15 protein-coding genes are annotated in these 15,907 nt (G+C 57.3%); 7 read left to right on the top strand and 8 right to left on the bottom strand.

What is annotated here, in order from left to right; genetic code table 11:
* Window positions 1-169: 169 nt before the first annotated feature.
* Window positions 170-445 carry a DUF2790 domain-containing protein gene (locus ABNP31_RS11800; protein WP_238066149.1) on the top strand — a complete coding sequence of 92 codons (276 nt, stop codon included), beginning with the start codon at window positions 170-172 and terminating at the stop codon, window positions 443-445.
* A gap of 1 nt (window position 446) precedes the next feature.
* On the opposite strand, the gene ABNP31_RS11795 is transcribed toward ABNP31_RS11800, so the two are convergent.
* Together ABNP31_RS11795 and ABNP31_RS11790 are read right to left on the bottom strand one after the other, a co-directional pair.
* The gene (locus ABNP31_RS11795) at window positions 447-1,397 is read right to left on the bottom strand and encodes a LysR family transcriptional regulator (protein ID WP_238066148.1); all 951 of its coding nucleotides are present in this window, start codon (window positions 1,395-1,397) and stop codon (window positions 447-449) included.
* Window positions 1,398-1,466: 69 nt separating this feature from the next.
* Window positions 1,467-2,330 (bottom strand): LysR family transcriptional regulator, encoded by an 864-nt coding sequence (locus tag ABNP31_RS11790; protein ID WP_238066147.1) that lies wholly within the window; start codon window positions 2,328-2,330, stop codon window positions 1,467-1,469.
* A gap of 166 nt (window positions 2,331-2,496) precedes the next feature.
* On the opposite strand from ABNP31_RS11790, the gene ABNP31_RS11785 reads away from it, so the two are divergent.
* Window positions 2,497-3,489: an NAD(P)H-quinone oxidoreductase gene (locus tag ABNP31_RS11785; RefSeq protein WP_238067621.1), complete on the top strand. Its 993-nt coding sequence runs from the start codon at window positions 2,497-2,499 to the stop codon at window positions 3,487-3,489.
* A 52-nt stretch (window positions 3,490-3,541) separates the two neighbouring features.
* On the opposite strand, the gene ABNP31_RS11780 is transcribed toward ABNP31_RS11785, so the two are convergent.
* From ABNP31_RS11780 to ABNP31_RS11755, 6 genes are read right to left on the bottom strand one after another with little or no spacing between them, the layout of a single operon-like run.
* Window positions 3,542-3,853: a YdhR family protein gene (locus tag ABNP31_RS11780; protein WP_238066146.1), complete on the bottom strand. Its 312-nt coding sequence runs from the start codon at window positions 3,851-3,853 to the stop codon at window positions 3,542-3,544.
* 14 nt (window positions 3,854-3,867) lie between these two features.
* Window positions 3,868-4,647 (bottom strand): SDR family NAD(P)-dependent oxidoreductase, encoded by a 780-nt coding sequence (locus ABNP31_RS11775; RefSeq protein WP_238066145.1) that lies wholly within the window; start codon window positions 4,645-4,647, stop codon window positions 3,868-3,870.
* Window positions 4,644-5,819 (bottom strand): acyl-CoA dehydrogenase family protein, encoded by a 1,176-nt coding sequence (locus tag ABNP31_RS11770; RefSeq protein ID WP_238066144.1) that lies wholly within the window; start codon window positions 5,817-5,819, stop codon window positions 4,644-4,646. Before ABNP31_RS11770 ends, ABNP31_RS11775 begins: the two co-directional genes overlap by 4 nt.
* 25 nt (window positions 5,820-5,844) lie before the next feature.
* Window positions 5,845-6,558: a histidine phosphatase family protein gene (locus ABNP31_RS11765; RefSeq protein WP_238066143.1), complete on the bottom strand. Its 714-nt coding sequence runs from the start codon at window positions 6,556-6,558 to the stop codon at window positions 5,845-5,847.
* Window positions 6,548-6,931: a DUF6285 domain-containing protein gene (locus ABNP31_RS11760; protein ID WP_223625776.1), complete on the bottom strand. Its 384-nt coding sequence runs from the start codon at window positions 6,929-6,931 to the stop codon at window positions 6,548-6,550. Before ABNP31_RS11760 ends, ABNP31_RS11765 begins: the two co-directional genes overlap by 11 nt.
* Window positions 6,928-7,986 (bottom strand): phosphotransferase family protein, encoded by a 1,059-nt coding sequence (locus ABNP31_RS11755; protein ID WP_238066142.1) that lies wholly within the window; start codon window positions 7,984-7,986, stop codon window positions 6,928-6,930. The genes ABNP31_RS11760 and ABNP31_RS11755 overlap by 4 nt, the downstream gene beginning before the upstream one ends.
* Before the next feature lie 196 nt (window positions 7,987-8,182).
* Between ABNP31_RS11755 and prpR the strand changes: the two genes are divergently transcribed.
* The 5 genes from prpR to ABNP31_RS11730 all read left to right on the top strand — a co-directional run bounded on the left by prpR (window position 8,183) and on the right by ABNP31_RS11730 (window position 15,878).
* Window positions 8,183-10,138 (top strand): propionate catabolism operon regulatory protein PrpR, encoded by a 1,956-nt coding sequence (prpR, locus tag ABNP31_RS11750; RefSeq protein ID WP_238066141.1) that lies wholly within the window; start codon window positions 8,183-8,185, stop codon window positions 10,136-10,138.
* Window positions 10,139-10,385: 247 nt separating this feature from the next.
* Window positions 10,386-11,981 (top strand): long-chain fatty acid--CoA ligase, encoded by a 1,596-nt coding sequence (locus ABNP31_RS11745; RefSeq protein WP_238066140.1) that lies wholly within the window; start codon window positions 10,386-10,388, stop codon window positions 11,979-11,981.
* 85 nt (window positions 11,982-12,066) lie between these two features.
* Window positions 12,067-12,393, top strand: coding sequence for a DUF485 domain-containing protein (locus ABNP31_RS11740; RefSeq protein WP_238066139.1), 327 nt, complete (start codon window positions 12,067-12,069; stop codon window positions 12,391-12,393).
* Window positions 12,390-14,051, top strand: coding sequence for a cation acetate symporter (locus tag ABNP31_RS11735; RefSeq protein ID WP_414058087.1), 1,662 nt, complete (start codon window positions 12,390-12,392; stop codon window positions 14,049-14,051). Before ABNP31_RS11740 ends, ABNP31_RS11735 begins: the two co-directional genes overlap by 4 nt.
* Window positions 14,052-14,111: 60 nt before the next feature.
* Window positions 14,112-15,878, top strand: a complete 1,767-nt coding sequence (locus ABNP31_RS11730) for an acyl-CoA dehydrogenase C-terminal domain-containing protein (protein ID WP_238066137.1) — start codon at window positions 14,112-14,114, stop codon at window positions 15,876-15,878.
* Window positions 15,879-15,907: the final 29 nt, after the last annotated feature.

Here is a 15,907-nt window from a genome sequence, read left to right as displayed (position 1 = left end):
CCGCCACAGCATCAACCCTGGATTATTAAGCAGACCAAAACAGTGAATTAACTGGCAGCACATTTACACAGCACGCAGGAAGCTTAGAATTAACCCTACCGAAGCCAAGCAGTATCAGTAACTTCTGAGCCGGTAGAAAAAGTATGTTCCCCAGCGTGGAGATGTAAAAGTGAAATACCTGTTCGCAATAATCGCCTTTACCGTTGCCAGCCATTCATTCGCCGCACAAACCAGCGATGAGGCCAGCCAACACAAATCAAATACTGTCGAGAGCTATCATTACGGAATGGCGATGGACATCGCCCATGTCATTTCGATGACCAACAACGATGAGAGTGGATGCGGTGTGGTGCCTGCCAGCATCACTTATGTTGACCACCAGGGTGTAACCCATACCATCGATTACCTCAAGGTTTCCAACCTGAGCCGGTGTGACAATGGTTAATCTAATGGCCTGGAGCGAGCCTGCCACTCGCTCCGGCTTGCAATGCCGCCTCATCACCCTCTAGCCGTGTTGGAAGTTGCCCCTTCAAGAATTCGACCCAGGTTCTGACCTTGGCATCCAGAAAGTGCCGTGAAGGATAAATCACCGAAATACTTCTCTGATTGGCCTTTACCGTGGGCAACACCCTGATCAAGTCACCTCTGGCGATTGAACTCGCAGCCACATAGCTTGGTATGAGGCAAACCCCCATGTTTTCCTTTGCCGCTTGAGCGATTGACCCAGCCACGTTGACCGTGAACGTTTGTCTGGGAGAAATCACTTCATCCATGTCATACCCATCAATTTCCCAACCCTTCGGAAAACTGGGGTCATGAAGCCTGAGGCAGGTATGGTCTTTCAATTGATCAATTTCCTCTGGCAACCCATGTTCCTGGATATAAGCCGGGCCTGCGCAAAAAACGCTGTAGGTCTCTCCCAGTTCTCTGGCAATGAAACTGGAGTCGGAAACCCGGCTGTCCGCCGAAATGACTAGATCATAGCCTTCGGCAAGCAAGTCCGGTGCGGCTTGAGACAGGTTGAGTTCAAAGTCTACATTGGGCTGCAGTTGAGAATACTTGGCGATCAACGGAATAATATGATAATGGCCGATGCCGTTCGGCGAGTGCATGCGCAATTTGCCAAAGGCTTCCAGATGCGCCCCCGCCGCTTCGAGCTCCGCAAGCTTCAGGTCCTCCAGCAGCACTTTGCAGCGTTCGAGATAACGGTAGCCGGCTTCAGTCAACGCCACCTTTCGTGTCGTTCTGTTTATCAGTTTTGCCCGCAGATGAATTTCAAGATCTGAAATACTTCGCGAGACATGTGGGGTCGAGTACCCCAACGACTCTGCGGCTGCGGTGAAGCTGTTGAACTCCGCTACCCGAACAAAAATGTGCATGGCATGTACAATATCCATTTCCTGATCCTGATCAAGGTTCTACACGCGCGAACGCCAACTAAAATCGACGTCAACTTTCCCGACGCATCACGCGAAGGCCTGCGCCAGATGCTCAATGACAAAGCGGATACGCGCAGTGTGTCTGAGGTCCTTGTGGGTGACCATCCAGACGTCATAAGGCTTGGCTCTTACCCGATCGGGCCACACTCTTTGAAGCCCGTCACGGATTCCCATTTCAATCGGAATTTCTCCGATTCCCAGGCCTTCTTTTATCGAACGCCGCACCATCATGCTGGTGTTGGCGGCCACCACTACCCGGCCTTGCTCAATGCTTTCATCGACCAGCCTGGGGTGGCCCCGGTCTCTCCAGTAAGGCTCATACATGACTAGGTCGTGCCCCTCAAACCCTGTGCCAGGCTCCGGCTCGCCATGTTTCTCTATGTATTGCGCAGATGCGAACAACCCCATCGGCCACTCGGCCAGCTTTCGCAGTATTAAATCAGGGTTCTCCGGACGCTGATTTCGCAGTGCGATATCAGTCTCTCGCTTTGACAAATTCACAATTTCCGATGTGCTGTTCAAGACAACACGTATTTCGGGGTGCGTAATGTGCAACTGCTTCAATGCTGGTATTACAAAGTCATAGGCCAGCGAGTCCGTTGTAGATAAACGCACTTCCCCCGCTTGCTCCTGGTCGGCTCCGCGTGTTCGGCGGGCCAACTCCATGGCGGCGCTCTCCATTTTTTCCGCCATTTCGAATGCCACTTCTCCGATGGCGGTCAATTGATAACCCGTAGGCGTGCGCAGAAACAGGGTAGATCCCAAGTCTTCCTCCATCGCGGCAATCCGCCTTCCCACCGTCGCTTGGTCAATCCGAAGCACGCGCCCCGCGCGGCGCAACGTCAACGCTCGCCCGAGCGCCAGCAAGACCCGTGCATCATCCCAGTTCATAAGCTTTTTTCCTTGAAGAACAACTGCAACAGAGCGTCGCAAAAACGCCGCGCGCCCCAGGTTCAACTCTTCCGTACCCTTGAGTTCACGCTAGCCGCGTTGGCTGGCTTTCACTCTTTTTCAGGAATATTCCATGAGCATAACCAACAGCAAGCCGTCCGCTGAGATGACGGCTATTGAAATTACCCGGCCTGGTGGCCCGGAGGTTTTGAAAGCGACCCTGCGAGCGGTCCCGACGCTGGGTCTTCGTGATGTCCTGATCGAAGTTCATGCAGCGGGCGTAAACGGACCAGACCTTCTTCAGCGCAAAGGGCTCTACGACCCGCCCGCCGGAGCCTCCGACATTCCTGGCCTGGAGATCTCAGGCGTGGTCGCGGTGGTAGGCAATGAAGTCACGCGCTTCTCTGCCGGCGACAAGGTCATGGCGCTGGTTCCAGGCGGTGGATATGCCGAGTACGCCGTGTCGGATGAGCGGACGGTTGTACATTTGCCAGCTGGGCTTTCCATGCAGGAAGCTGCGGCTGTTCCTGAAACCTTCATGACGGTATGGGTCAATCTCTTTCAACGCGGTCAGTTCAAAGCAGGCGATTCGGTACTTATCCACGGAGGTGCCTCCGGCATCGGCACTACCGCGACCATGCTGGCCAAGGCTTTTGGCGCCTCTAAAGTGTTCACGACCGTCGCCAATAAAGAGCAGCAGGTTGCAAGCCAGAACCTGGGGGCCGATGTGGCGATAAATTACAACGAACAGGACTTCGTCGATGAAGTCATGCAGGGCACTAACGGCAAGGGCGTTGACGTCATTGTCGATATTATTGCCGGCGACTATGTCTCGCGAAATTTCCAGGTCGCTGCCATGAACGGTCGAATCGTGCAAATTGGTGTTATCAAAGGCGCCGCAACCAACGTCGATCTTTTCCCAATGCTTGTCAAACGCCTGACTCATATCGGTTCGACCTTGCGCTCAAGAACCCATGACGACAAGGCCAGCATTCTGGCCGAGCTTGAGCAGCACGTCTGGCCACACCTCAAGAACAACACCATAAAGCCGCTGCTTTATAAAGAATTTCCACTTTCGGACGCTGACAAGGCCCATGCCCTGATGGAGTCTGGACAACACATCGGCAAGGTTGTCTTGAGCGTGTCAACGGAAAACTGATTCAAGCATGACGCTGCCTTCAAGGCAGCGTCATCTCTTTTTAGCTGAGCCTCTACGAAACCACCACCCTGTTCAATAGATTGTCTACGACCACCGGGGTTTCGAACAACTCAACGCTCGGCGGTGTTCCGTATTTGCCCTCTACAAAAGCTTTCCACTCATCTGTGTATTGCGCCAGCGCCTGTTCTCGCGACTCCCACAAATAGACGCCGCCTACAGAGCGGCCATCTTCAGACAATAAATAGTATTTTCTGACAAGCCCGGGCACAGCTTGGTATTGCACTGCTGTGCTTTTGAAAATGTCCTTGGCTGCCGCCAGCTCAAGCCCTTCAGGAAGGCGAATGCGCACTACTGCCGTAATCATCGTAGCAACCTCTTTTAAAGACCCGCACAGGCGTGACCGCCATCGACAATGATCTCTGCGCCCGTCATGCCTCGCCCAGCTTCAGAGGCCAGGAGCAACAGGGCACCATCAAGGTCGCTGCTCGTGCAAAAACGACGACTGGGTATACGCGCACGCAAGCGTTCACCGGCTTCACTGGAAAGAAACGCGTCGTTGATTTCCGTAGCGATGTACCCAGGCGCAAGCGCGTTCACCCGTATTCCGTGACGTGCCAGCTCCAACGCGAGTGATCGGGTTAAATGGCTAAGCCCTGCCTTGGCCGCACAATAAGGCCCTACACCTCCTCCGGTGCGGCTTGCGAGGATCGAGGTGATATTGATCACACTCCCCCCCTGCCCGGCCTTGACCATCCGTTTGGCCGACTCCTGCGCCACGATCCACGCGCCTTTGAGGTTGGTATCCACAATCGCTTGCCAATCCTGATCGTCATAATCGAGCACCCTTTTGGTATCGCTTACGCCGGCATTGTTGACCACGATATCCAGCCCACCAAAATCCGCTTCGATGGCGTCGATGCACTCGATCACCGATTGGCGCGAAGTCACATCCAGTGCGTAGGCTCTTGCGTCGTGCCCCTCGAAACACAAGCCGCTTACCAGGTCATGAAGGCGATCGACACGCCGAGCCGCAACCGCAACACGAGCACCTGCCGAAGCCAAGGTCTTGGCAAAGTGCAAACCCAGTCCACTCGACGCCCCGGTCACCAGCACACGTTTACCGGTCAGATCAAAGAGCTTGGAGACGAGAGCGCTCACTGTTCACCTCCGACGACACGGTCCAGGATTTTTCGTGCAAGGCTCATCCGATGGACTTCGTTAGGGCCGTCATAGATGCGGAAACCGCGGGCGTCTAGGAAAATCCGATCGACGATCGCCTCGCTGGTAACCCCTTGCCCGCCCAAAACCTGCACGCTGCGGTCAATCACTCGCCAAATGCCCTCCGAGCTCACCACTTTGGCAATGCTCGACTCGAAATTGCCACGTGAGCCCTGGTCCAGCACCCAGGCGCAGTTCCAGATGGTCAAGCGTGTGGTGAGCAGGTCCATTTCGTTGTCGGCGAGCATAAAGCCCACCCCCTGGTGATCGCCCAGCCGCTTGCCAAAGGACTCGCGCCGCTTGGCGTAGGCGCAGGCCACATCGTGAGCACGACGTGCTTGGCCCAGCCAACGCATGCAGTGGGTCAGGCGTGCCGGCGCCAGTCGCACCTGGGCATACCGGAAGCCCTTGCCGACTTCACCTAGAACGTGGGTAGCGGGCACGCGAAGATTTTCAAAACGCAGCACCGCATGGCCACCGGTGAAACAGCTGTCCAGGGAGTCCATCATTCGCTCGAGAATGAAACCTGGCTGGTTCGTATCGGTGAGGAACATCGTGGCGTTACCGTCTTCGGTCCGGGCCATGATGATGGCGAAGCCTGCCCCCTCAGCGCCGGTAATGAGCCACTTCTGGCCATTGATGATGTAATCATCACCGTCTCGGACGGCCGTGGTGGCAAGCATGGAAGGGTCAGAACCTGCCCCAGGCGCAGGCTCGGTCATGGCGAAGCAGGAGCGAATGTGACCTTGTACGAGGGGCCTCAACCAGCGGTCTTTCTGCGCTTCGGTGGCGACAACTTCCATCAGGTGGATGTTACCTTCGTCGGGCGCATGAATATTCATCGCCGTGGGGCCCAAGGGTGAGTAGGCGGCCTCCTCGAAGATTACAGCCTTTTCAACGTGACTCAGGCCCTGCCCGCCCATCTCGCGGGAAGCGTGCAGGGTCAGCAGGCCCTTGGCACGCGCCTTTTCGACGAGCGCGTGGCGAAGTTCTTCCGACGGGCCATGGGGGCTTTGTCGAGGGTCAGCTTCCATGGGAATGATGTCGTTGAGGATGAATTCTCGGACACGCGACTGCAGCGCAACCAGATCATCGGGAAATGCGAAGTTCATTGTTGTTTCCTCGGATAGTCCTGAGTCAGGCCAATGGCTTGCCCGGGCGAATGTGGCGGTAAAGGTTCTCTAGGACGGTGTCGCGAATACCTGCCTTGCCTGGGTCGTAGGGCGTGACATTGAGCGCGCGGATGATCGCGGCGAATGAGCCATCGCCCTCCCCGTCGATGTCGATGACATTGAGACACGCGGTGTCCTGTTCGAAGGCCGCAATCCCTGGCAGGCCTGTACCAGCGGCCCATGCCAGGACGATGCGGTTGACGGCGTCATGGGCAACGATCAGCAGCGACTCCCAGCCATCCTCGTTCAGCACTGCGTGAAACTTGTCCAGCACGCGTTGGCTGAAATCGCTCCAGCGTTCGCCGCCCAGGAACGTGGCATCAGGCTCGGCGGCATTGCGATAGGCGCCCACGATGGCCTCTTGCATGGATGGCTCAGGTATCTCACGCAAACGGCCGGCTCTGATTTCGCGTAACGCAGGCGTGGATTCAACCTTCAGCGCTCGCCCCATCAGCACGAGGTCGAGTGTTTGCTGCGCCCGCGGATAATCGGAAACCAGTACGCGATCCAACGCAGTTGCGTGCATCACCACGCCAAGCGCTCTCGCCTGCAAAGCACCTTGGTCGGAGAGACTCACCGAGCGCGGGTCCAAAGGACGGCCTTGTGCGTCGAAATAATCGACATGGCCATGACGAACCAGATAACAGCGTCGTCGTTTGATCCCGATGCTATTTGCCATGGCACGCAACCTTCGGATTACTGATGGCCAGTCGTGCATGGGTAATTTGTCTCAGGGCTTCAAGCATGCTGGACTGAGCAGAGTCGGCATTATCGAAAACGCCTTTTCTGATGAAACCGGCCAGCAAATGGCGCGCATGGGCCGGCGTCAGCTTCAACAGCCCATGGCGCCCCATGACTTCGCCCAAAACATTCGATTCAAGTGCACTGACTTCTGCGCGCAACTCGATCTCTCGGGCAGCGATTGACATGGCCCGGGCAATCATTCTGCATTCGTAGTGGTTCGCCTCACCCAGCAAGGGCAAAAGGTCGTCGATCAGGACATGTCTGGCCGTGTTCAACAGGTCAATCGCGCTGACGTTGCTAGCGTTCATACGGTCTCTCCACTGAGGGCCAGGATTTCATGTTCGAGTTCGGGCAGCAGATGGCCAGTCAGCGCCAATTCAAGAGAGGGCTGCTGGCCGGAGATATGCCGCTGCACTTGCTGCAGCGCCACGACCGCCCAACGTAGATGAGCCATCAGTTGCCAGTACCGCAGCTCTTCATGACTCACCCAGTAACCGGATACAGACGCGTAGCCGGCCAAGAAGGCGTCGATGTCCCCTATACCGCCCGCCTCACGGTCTCGCCGGGCAAAGCGCCAACAACGGGCGGTGAACCAGCCAATATCCTCACGGGGGTCTCCCCAACCAGTGAATTCCCAGTCCAGGATGCCACTGAGCTGGCCTTGCTCGACCATGAAGTTGCCAGTGCGGTAATCACGATGGATCAGCCCGGCAGGCAACGGTGCGGGCTTGTTGAGTTCACACCATCGAAGCCCCCATTCGATGACCGGATGGTTGTCGGGCAATGCATCCAGAAACCGCCGGTACTGGTCGATGCTGGCCTGTATGGGGTCAGCGGCCGGTGGTACCAGAAACGCCAGCATTGGGTGGTGCGGACGGATCTGATGCAGTTGGGCGAGATTCAGACCAAGCGATCTGCACAGTTCGTCGCGCTTCGGATCAAGGCCTGGATCTGATGTCAGCCGATGGCCGTTGGTAATGCCGTTCAACTTACGCATGATGAAGAACGGGCGGCCTATGACCGAGGCGTCTTCGCATAACCAAAGCGGCTCTGGTACGCGGACTCCAGCAGTGTGAACGGCGGCCAACACCGCAAACTCTTCTGCGCGGCTCATGCTGACGGCCACGGACGAAGCGGCATCGGTTCGCAGCACCCAGCTGTCGACGAATGTCTTTGTCCCAAACTGGACTGTGCCATTCAGTAGCCAATTTTCCTGAATGGCGCCACCTGAAAGGCGCTGGCCCTGATCTATGTTCACCAGATCGGCGCCGAGTTGTTGCTGCAAATATCGTGCAAGTGCCGGGTACGCATCTGGGATGCTGACCCGAGCATCTGCGGGGCCTGGGTTGGAAATACTGTTCATCGCAATATCGAACTCGCTCTAATGACTCAAAGCGACTGAGCAAGAGCTGGGCCAGATGACGATATTTTTTAAATTCTTATTTTAAATCAATTAGTTATTGAGATTATTGATTCAATCAGCAATCGTTGAAGAATGGCCCTCGTTGCAGACATGAAATTTCTGTTTCAACATGGAAAAAATTGTCGAGTGATCAATCATGCGTGGTCGAGAGTACCTTCCCAAAGTGGTTGCCCTGATTACCCACCTTCGTCTGCCTGAGGGGCTCAGCCGCATGGCGCGAATAGTCGAACAGGTGATTCCCGACTATACCGGCCGTGCGCGCGTCGAAATTGTCGAAACCACGGTCGGCGAACTGCGCAACACAGGCCTTGAGCTGGAGGCCAGAGGGGATGTGGACGTCATCATCTGCTCGGGCGCAACCTCCGAGTACCTGAGGCAGCACATCGCGACGGCCATCCTGTCGATTCGCATGGGCGAGTACGACCTGATCCGTGCCTTGGACCTCGCCCGTGCCCGAGCCACCCAGGTCGGTATTCTCAGTTTCCAGCACGCTCATCCAGAGCTTGAGGCGATGTCGTCGCTTTTTACCGTCGATATCCGCCAGGCTACCTACACCAGCTATGAAGAGGCCCGCCAGCAGGTACACCGCCTGGTCGATGACGGTTACCGAGTGGTGGTAGGGTCATCTACAGCCGTTGAACTTGCCGAGTCGGTCGGCGCACAAGGCGTACTGGCGCTGAACACCGACACCGTGCGGCGCGCCATGGAAGATGCATTGGCCATCTGCCGCAGTCGCCAGCAGAGCCTGGTTCAACAACAGCGCCTCAATTCGATACTGCGCAACTTGTCCGATGGCGTAATCGCGGTGGACGCTGAAGGGCTCGTTCAGTCCCTGAACCCACGCATGGCCGCACTTCTCGGTATTTCCAGCGAGTGGGCACGCGAACGCCCGCTCGCCGAGGTCATCCCAGGCCTGGATATAACGACGGTACTTTGCAGTGGTGAAAGCGAGGAAAACCGGATTCTGAAAGCAGCGGGCCGGACACTGGCGGCGAACATCACGCCCATCATCGAAAACGACAAGCCCGACGGGGTCGTCATCACCTGTCAGGAAGCCAATGCAATCCAACGCGCGGACCGGCGTATCCGCAGTCAGGTGAAGCCCAAGCAGTTCACGGCTCGCTATCACTTTGAACAAATGCTTGGAGACACAGCCGGGTTCCAGGCCATGCTGGGGCTTGCCCGCCACTACGCGGGGGCCGACGCCACGGTGTTGATTCATGGAGAGAGCGGGACGGGCAAGGAGCTCCTGGCACAAAGCATACATAACGCCAGCCAACGCCAGGCAGGCCCTTTCGTTGCAATCAACTGCGCAGCCTTCCCTGAAACATTGCTCGAAAGTGAGCTGTTCGGCTACGAGGAAGGTGCCTTCACGGGTTCGCGCAAGGGTGGCAAGGCTGGCTTGATAGAAAACGCCCACACCGGGACCCTGTTCCTCGATGAAATCGGTGATATGCCGGTCACTTTGCAAACGCGCCTACTACGCGTGCTTCAAGAACGTGAGGTGTTACGCCTGGGGGCGGCAGAGCCGACACCGGTAGACATCCGGGTAATCGCTGCCACGCACCGGGACCTTCGCCAACGCATCACCGAAGGTTGTTTCCGCGAAGACCTCTACTATCGCCTCAACATCCTGCGCTTGACCATGCCACCCCTGCGCGAACGCTCCCGCGACATTCCAATGCTTGCCAGGTCGATTCTGGACAAACTGACGGGACACAGCTCGGCCAATGAATCGTCCAGCAGCCTGCTCGAGAGGCTCATGCCTCAACTGGAGCGGCACAGTTGGCCAGGAAACATCCGAGAGCTGGAAAACATCGTCGAGCGTGCCGCGCTTTCAGCAAGTGCACTGCAAGGCCAGGACAACCCTCGGCTGTTACAGGCCTTGTTCGACGAACTCTTCGAGCCGGCCCCGCATGCAACATTGCAAGGCATGACAAGCCAGGACCTGCGCAGCCACAGTCGCGCCGAAGAAGTAAGGCGAGTTCGGGAAGTGCTGGCTCATTGCGCAGGTGACATGGATGAAGCCGCCAAGCGACTTGGCATCAGCCGCACGACCCTGTGGCGACGCCTCAAGGATGAAAAAAGCTAGGCGTCTGCGCCTTTGCAACCTTGAAATCCGATTCAATTCTGAAATCAGCTTTTCAGGACCTGCTGAACCCCGGAAAACTGACCCTAAGTACAACCATATGATTTTTATCGTTTTTTTCACGCACCCCGATTGATCTGCAAATTGGCACACCCCTTGCTCCTTGCTCATTCCAAGCTCGGCGCCCTCGCGCGCCCAGCCTCGAACCTCAAGAAGAACAAGGCTGGAGGTGCCTGTGCAAGGCATGATGATGAACTTCAACCTGAGTATTGCCGCGGTCATGCGGCAGGCACTCATGGTTGCTGCCGATACCGAGATTGTCTCTCTCTTAGCCGATGGCCGAGTACATCGATACACGTACGCCAACGCCTTTGCCAGAGCACGACGATTAGCCGATGGGTTGGACGCACTGGGTTGCCCTGGCGATGCGAGGGTGGGCACCCTGGCCTGGAACGATCATCGGCACTTCGAACTGCACTACGCGATTCCATGCTCGGGGCGAATCTGCCATACCATCAACCCCAAATTGTTCCCAGAACAGATCAGCTACATCATTCGCCACGCTGAAGATGATGTGTTGTTCGTCGATCCGCAGTTCATTCCTTTGCTGGAAAGCATTCAACCCGAGCTGGATTGCGTGCGTTGGTACGTTGCCCTGTGCAATGGGGATGAGATACCGGACAGCACCCTTCCCAACCTGCTCAGTTACGAAAAGCTGATTGCAGATGCCGATGAAAACTACAACTGGCCAGAACTGGACGAGAACCGCGCCAGCGGGCTTTGCTATACCTCCGGGACTACGGGAAACCCCAAAGGCGTGCTGGCAAGTCACCGCAGTACCGTCTTGCACGGCATGGCGCAAAACATGGCGGACAATGTTGGTTTGCGTGCCCTCGATGTTGTAATGCCGATGGTCCCCATGTTCCATGTCAATGCCTGGGGCATGCCATACAATGCCGCAATGGTGGGAGCGAAACTGGTGCTGCCGGGGCCAAGAGTCGGCGATGCTGCAGCCATGGTCAGGCTGATCAATCAGGAGCACGTGAGTTTCTCCCTGGCTGTACCTACTTTGTGGACCAACATCTCGACGTATCTCGATGCCCAGGGCGAGCGTATTCCTACTTTGAAACGTGCCGTCAGCGGTGGCGCGGCGTGTCCACTTTCGCTGATTCATGCGATGGGGCGTCACGGTGTGGCCTTGGAAAATGGTTGGGGCATGACCGAGCTGAGCCCGATGGGCAGCTACAACCGCCATCAGCCGTGGTACGACGTGTTGCCAGAAGAGCCCCGTAGCCAGCAAGTGCTCAAGTCAGGCCGGGCATTGTTCGGCGTCGAGATGCGCATCGTCGATGAGGCCGGCAATGCGCTGAGCCACGACGGCCAGTCCTCCGGTTCGTTGCAGGTACGTGGCCCTTGGGTATGCAGTGGCTACTTCGGCCAGCCTGCTTCGCACGTGTGGTTCGATACCGGCGATGTGGCAACCATTGACCGCCGCGGGTACCTGCTGATCACCGACCGCATCAAGGACGTCATCAAGTCTGGCGGCGAGTGGATCTCCTCTGTCGAGATCGAGAACGCGATAACGGCTCATCCGTTGATCGCGGAGGCGGCCGTCATTGGTGTACCGCATGCGCGTTGGAGCGAACGTCCTTTGCTGATCGTTGTGCCGAAGCATCCCGAAAAAGTCCCTCGACACGATGAGCTCATCGCATTCCTGGAAGGGCGAATCCCCAAATGGTGGCTGCCCGATGCAAGCGAGTACCTGAACGAACTGCCCCATACCGCCACTGGCAAGGTGAGTAAAAAGACCTTGCGCGAGCAATTCGACCATTACGTCTGGCCTTGACCCGACACCCTGTTACGCACCGCGCTAATTGGCTCGCCTGCTGGTGAGCCAACAGGTAGCCCTACAACAAAAAAACGGAGGCGCCATGAACAAGGTCACTGTCTCACAGGCCGAGCACTACCAACGAATCCGGGAAAACCCTGGGTTCATCGCGTTGATCAATGCCCGCTCAAGGCTTACATGGGGGCTGAGTGCGCTGGTGCTCTGTTCCTATTTCTCGTTCATGGCAGTTGCCGCCTGCCGGCCGCAGCTACTGCAGATACCCCTGCATCAAAGCAGCCACCTGTCGTCAGGTATCCCCATTGCGATCTTGCTGATAGTGATGGCCTGGTTGCTGACCGGTTGGTACGTGCACCGTGCCAACACGCACTTCGACAAACTCAGTGCGAAGATCGTCGAGGAGTGCCAGTGATGAAGCCCATCCATGCCTTGCTTGCCGTCATCGCCTTGCCTTGGCAACCCGCGTATGCGTCCACCGTTGTCGCTACAGAACCCGGAGTGAACCTGAATGCGATCGGCATGTTCCTGTTGTTCGTATCCATTACGCTGGTCATCACGTGGTGGGCGGCCAGAAGAACCCAATCGACCCGCGACTTCTACACAGCAGGCGGAGGCATCAGCGGCCTGCAAAATGGCTTGGCAATTGCCGGTGACTACATGTCGGCATCGACCCTGCTGGGCTTATCCAGCATGGTGTTCAGCAAAGGCTACGACGGCATCATCTACATGACCGGCTTCTTCGTCGGTTGGCCAATCCTCACGTTCCTGATGGCTGAGCGCCTGCGCAACCTCGGCCGTTTCACCTTCGCAGACATCGTTTCATTCCGTCTGGATCAACGTCGAATACGTGTGCTTGCAGCCTGCGGTTCATTGACGGTGGTGTGTTGCTACCTGCTATTGCAAATGGTGGGCGCAGGTCAGCTGATCAAACTGCTGTTTGGCCTGGACTACTCCGTGGCGGTGGTCATAGTCGGGCTGCTGATGCTGGTGTATGTAATCTTCGGCGGCATGCTGGCAACGACATGGGTGCAGATCACCAAGGCGATCCTGCTGTTGGTGGGCGGGACCCTGCTCATGTTGCTGGCTTTGGCGCCCTTCGACTTCAGCCTGGAGCAACTGGCGCGCCGCGCAATAGAAAGCCACTCCGGCGGTTGGGCCATCATGGCGCCCGGCGGCATGTTGGCAAACCCCTTGAATGTCGCCTCAATGGCATTGGGCTTGGTGTTTGGCCTTGCAGGTCTGCCACATATCCTGATGCGTTTCTTCACCGTGCCCGATGCCCGTGAAGCACGAAAATCGGTGTTCTACGCATCCGGTTTCATCGGTTACTTCTTTGTGGTGGTCTGTGTGTTGGGCTTCGCCGCCATCGTAATCGTCGGTACAGACCCTGCCTACTACGTCGACGGCAAGATTGGCGGAGCGATCCTGGGCGGGAACAACATGGTGGCCATGCACCTTGCCAAGGCTGTTGGCGGCAATCTGTTTTTCGGCTTCCTGTCCGCTGTTGCCTTCGCCACCATTCTGGCGGTGGTCGCAGGGCTGACATTGGCCGGAGCATCCGCCATTTCCCACGACCTCTATGCCATGGTCATCAAGCGCGGCGTCGCCGATGAAGCGCGGGAGATGCTGGTTTCACGTGCGGCGGTGGTCGCTCTGGGCGTGCTCGCGATCGCACTCGGCATCCTGTTCGAGCAAGTGAACATCGCATTTCTGGTCGGCCTGACGTTCGGCATTGCCGCCTCGGCCAATTTCCCTGTGCTGCTCATGGCGATGTATTGGCACGGGCTGACCACGCGAGGCGCCATCTATGGCGGCGTGACAGGCCTGCTCAGCGCGCTGGGCCTGGTGATTTTGTCGCCGACAGTGTGGGTCACTGTTCTAGGGCACGAACACGCCATCTTCCCTTACGACCATCCTGCACTGTTCGCCATGCCTTTGACGTTCCTGGTCATCGTGCTGGTTTCCAAGCTCGACCGCAGCGCCAGAGCAGCGCTCGATCATGAGGGCTTCGACGATCAAATGGTCCGCGCCCAGACTGGCGTGGGCATCGCTGGCGCCAGCGAACATTGACTCATCGGGTAAGCGTTGCCGCAAAGGCCCTACCCGCCACCGCAACAAGAGGTCCAATCAATGCCCGAATACAATGCCCCACTGCGCGACATGCGCTTTCTGCTCAACGAGGTATTTGACGCGCCCGCACTGTGGCAACGGCTACCGGCCTTGGCCGAACGCATCGACGCCGATATCGCCGACGCGGTTCTTGAAGAAGCGGCAAAGATCAGCCGTGAACTGGTTGCCCCACTAAACCGCAGTGGCGATGAGCAAGGTGCGCAGTGGAACAACGGCGAAGTCACTACCCCCAACGGCTTTCGCGATGCCTACGGCATCTATGGCGAGGGTGGTTGGGTCGGGTTGGCGGGCAATCCGCAGTATGGCGGCATGGGCATGCCGAAAATGCTCTCTGTGCAGTTCGAGGAAATGATGTACGGCGCGAATGCCAGCTTCGCCCTTTACTCCACGCTATCTGCAGGTGCCTGCCTGGCCATCGACGCGCATGCCAGCGAAGCACTGAAGGCTACCTATCTACCGGCCATGTACGAAGGACGCTGGGCCGGGTCGATGTGCCTCACCGAAGCTCACGCCGGCAGCGACCTCGGGCTGATTCGAACCCGGGCCGAACCGAACGCAGACGGCAGCTACGCCATCACCGGCACCAAGATCTTCATTACCGGTGGGGAACAAGACCTTACCGAAAACATCATCCACCTGGTGTTGGCCAAACTGCCTGACGCCCCGGCCGGCTCCCGCGGTATCTCGCTATTTCTGGTGCCCAAGGTGCTGGTCAATGCGGACCAATCACTGGGTGAGCGCAACCAGGTCCATTGCGGCTCCATCGAACACAAAATGGGCATCAAGGCCTCGGCCACCTGTGTAATGAACTTCGACGGTGCGGTCGGCTGGCTGGTGGGCGAACCCAACAAAGGCCTTGCGGCAATGTTCACCATGATGAACTACGAACGGCTGTCCATAGGCGTTCAAGGCATAGGCTGCGCCGAGAACTCCTATCAGAATGCAGTGAGCTATGCCCGTGACCGGCTGCAAAGTCGCGCACCGGGCGGGCCTCAACAACATGACAAAGTGGCCGATCCGATCATCGTCCACCCAGATGTGCGTCGCATGCTGCTTACCATGAAGGCGCTGACTGAAGGGGGGCGCGCATTCGCCACCTATCTTGGTCAACACCTGGACATTGCCAAATATTCCGAGGTGGCGACGGAGCGTGCCCGCTCGGAAGGACTGGTCGCGCTGCTAACCCCAATCGCAAAAGCGTTTTTTACCGACACCGGTTTGGAAAGCTGCGTACACGGCCAGCAAGTCTTCGGTGGGCATGGGTACATCCGCGAGTGGGGTCAGGAACAGCTTGTTCGCGATGTACGCATTTCGCAGATTTATGAGGGGACCAATGGTATCCAGGCCCTGGACTTGCTGGGACGTAAAGTTCTGACCAATGAAGGCACGCTATTTAATATTTTTGCCGGAGAAATACGCGCCTTCGTGGCGCAAGTGCCCCATGAAGCCTTCAGCCACCGCCTGCTGGAAGCACTAGGGCAACTGGAGGCGCTGTCCCATTATCTGATCAAAATTGCCAGGACCAACCCTTACGAGGCAGGTGCCGCGGCCGTCGACTACCTGCATATTTTCGGTTACACCGCCTACGCCTATATGTGGGCACGCATGGCACGGGCCGCTACCGGAAAGGAAGACAGTTTCCATCAAGCTAAACTGGCCACCGCCCACTTCTACTTCGACCGCCTGTTACCTCGCATCGAGTCCCTGATCAGTGTCGCTCGCGTGGGAAGTGCCTGCCTTTACGTGCTGGACGCCGAACAGTTCTGAGAGATCGGCGCTGCAGCGCAGCGCCGCCG

Source organism: Pseudomonas asiatica (assembly GCF_040214835.1).
Lineage (GTDB): Bacteria > Pseudomonadota > Gammaproteobacteria > Pseudomonadales > Pseudomonadaceae > Aquipseudomonas > Aquipseudomonas putida_Z.
The sequence above is the reverse complement of the archived record's forward strand: the minus strand, read 5'-3'. Positions and strand labels throughout refer to the sequence as shown.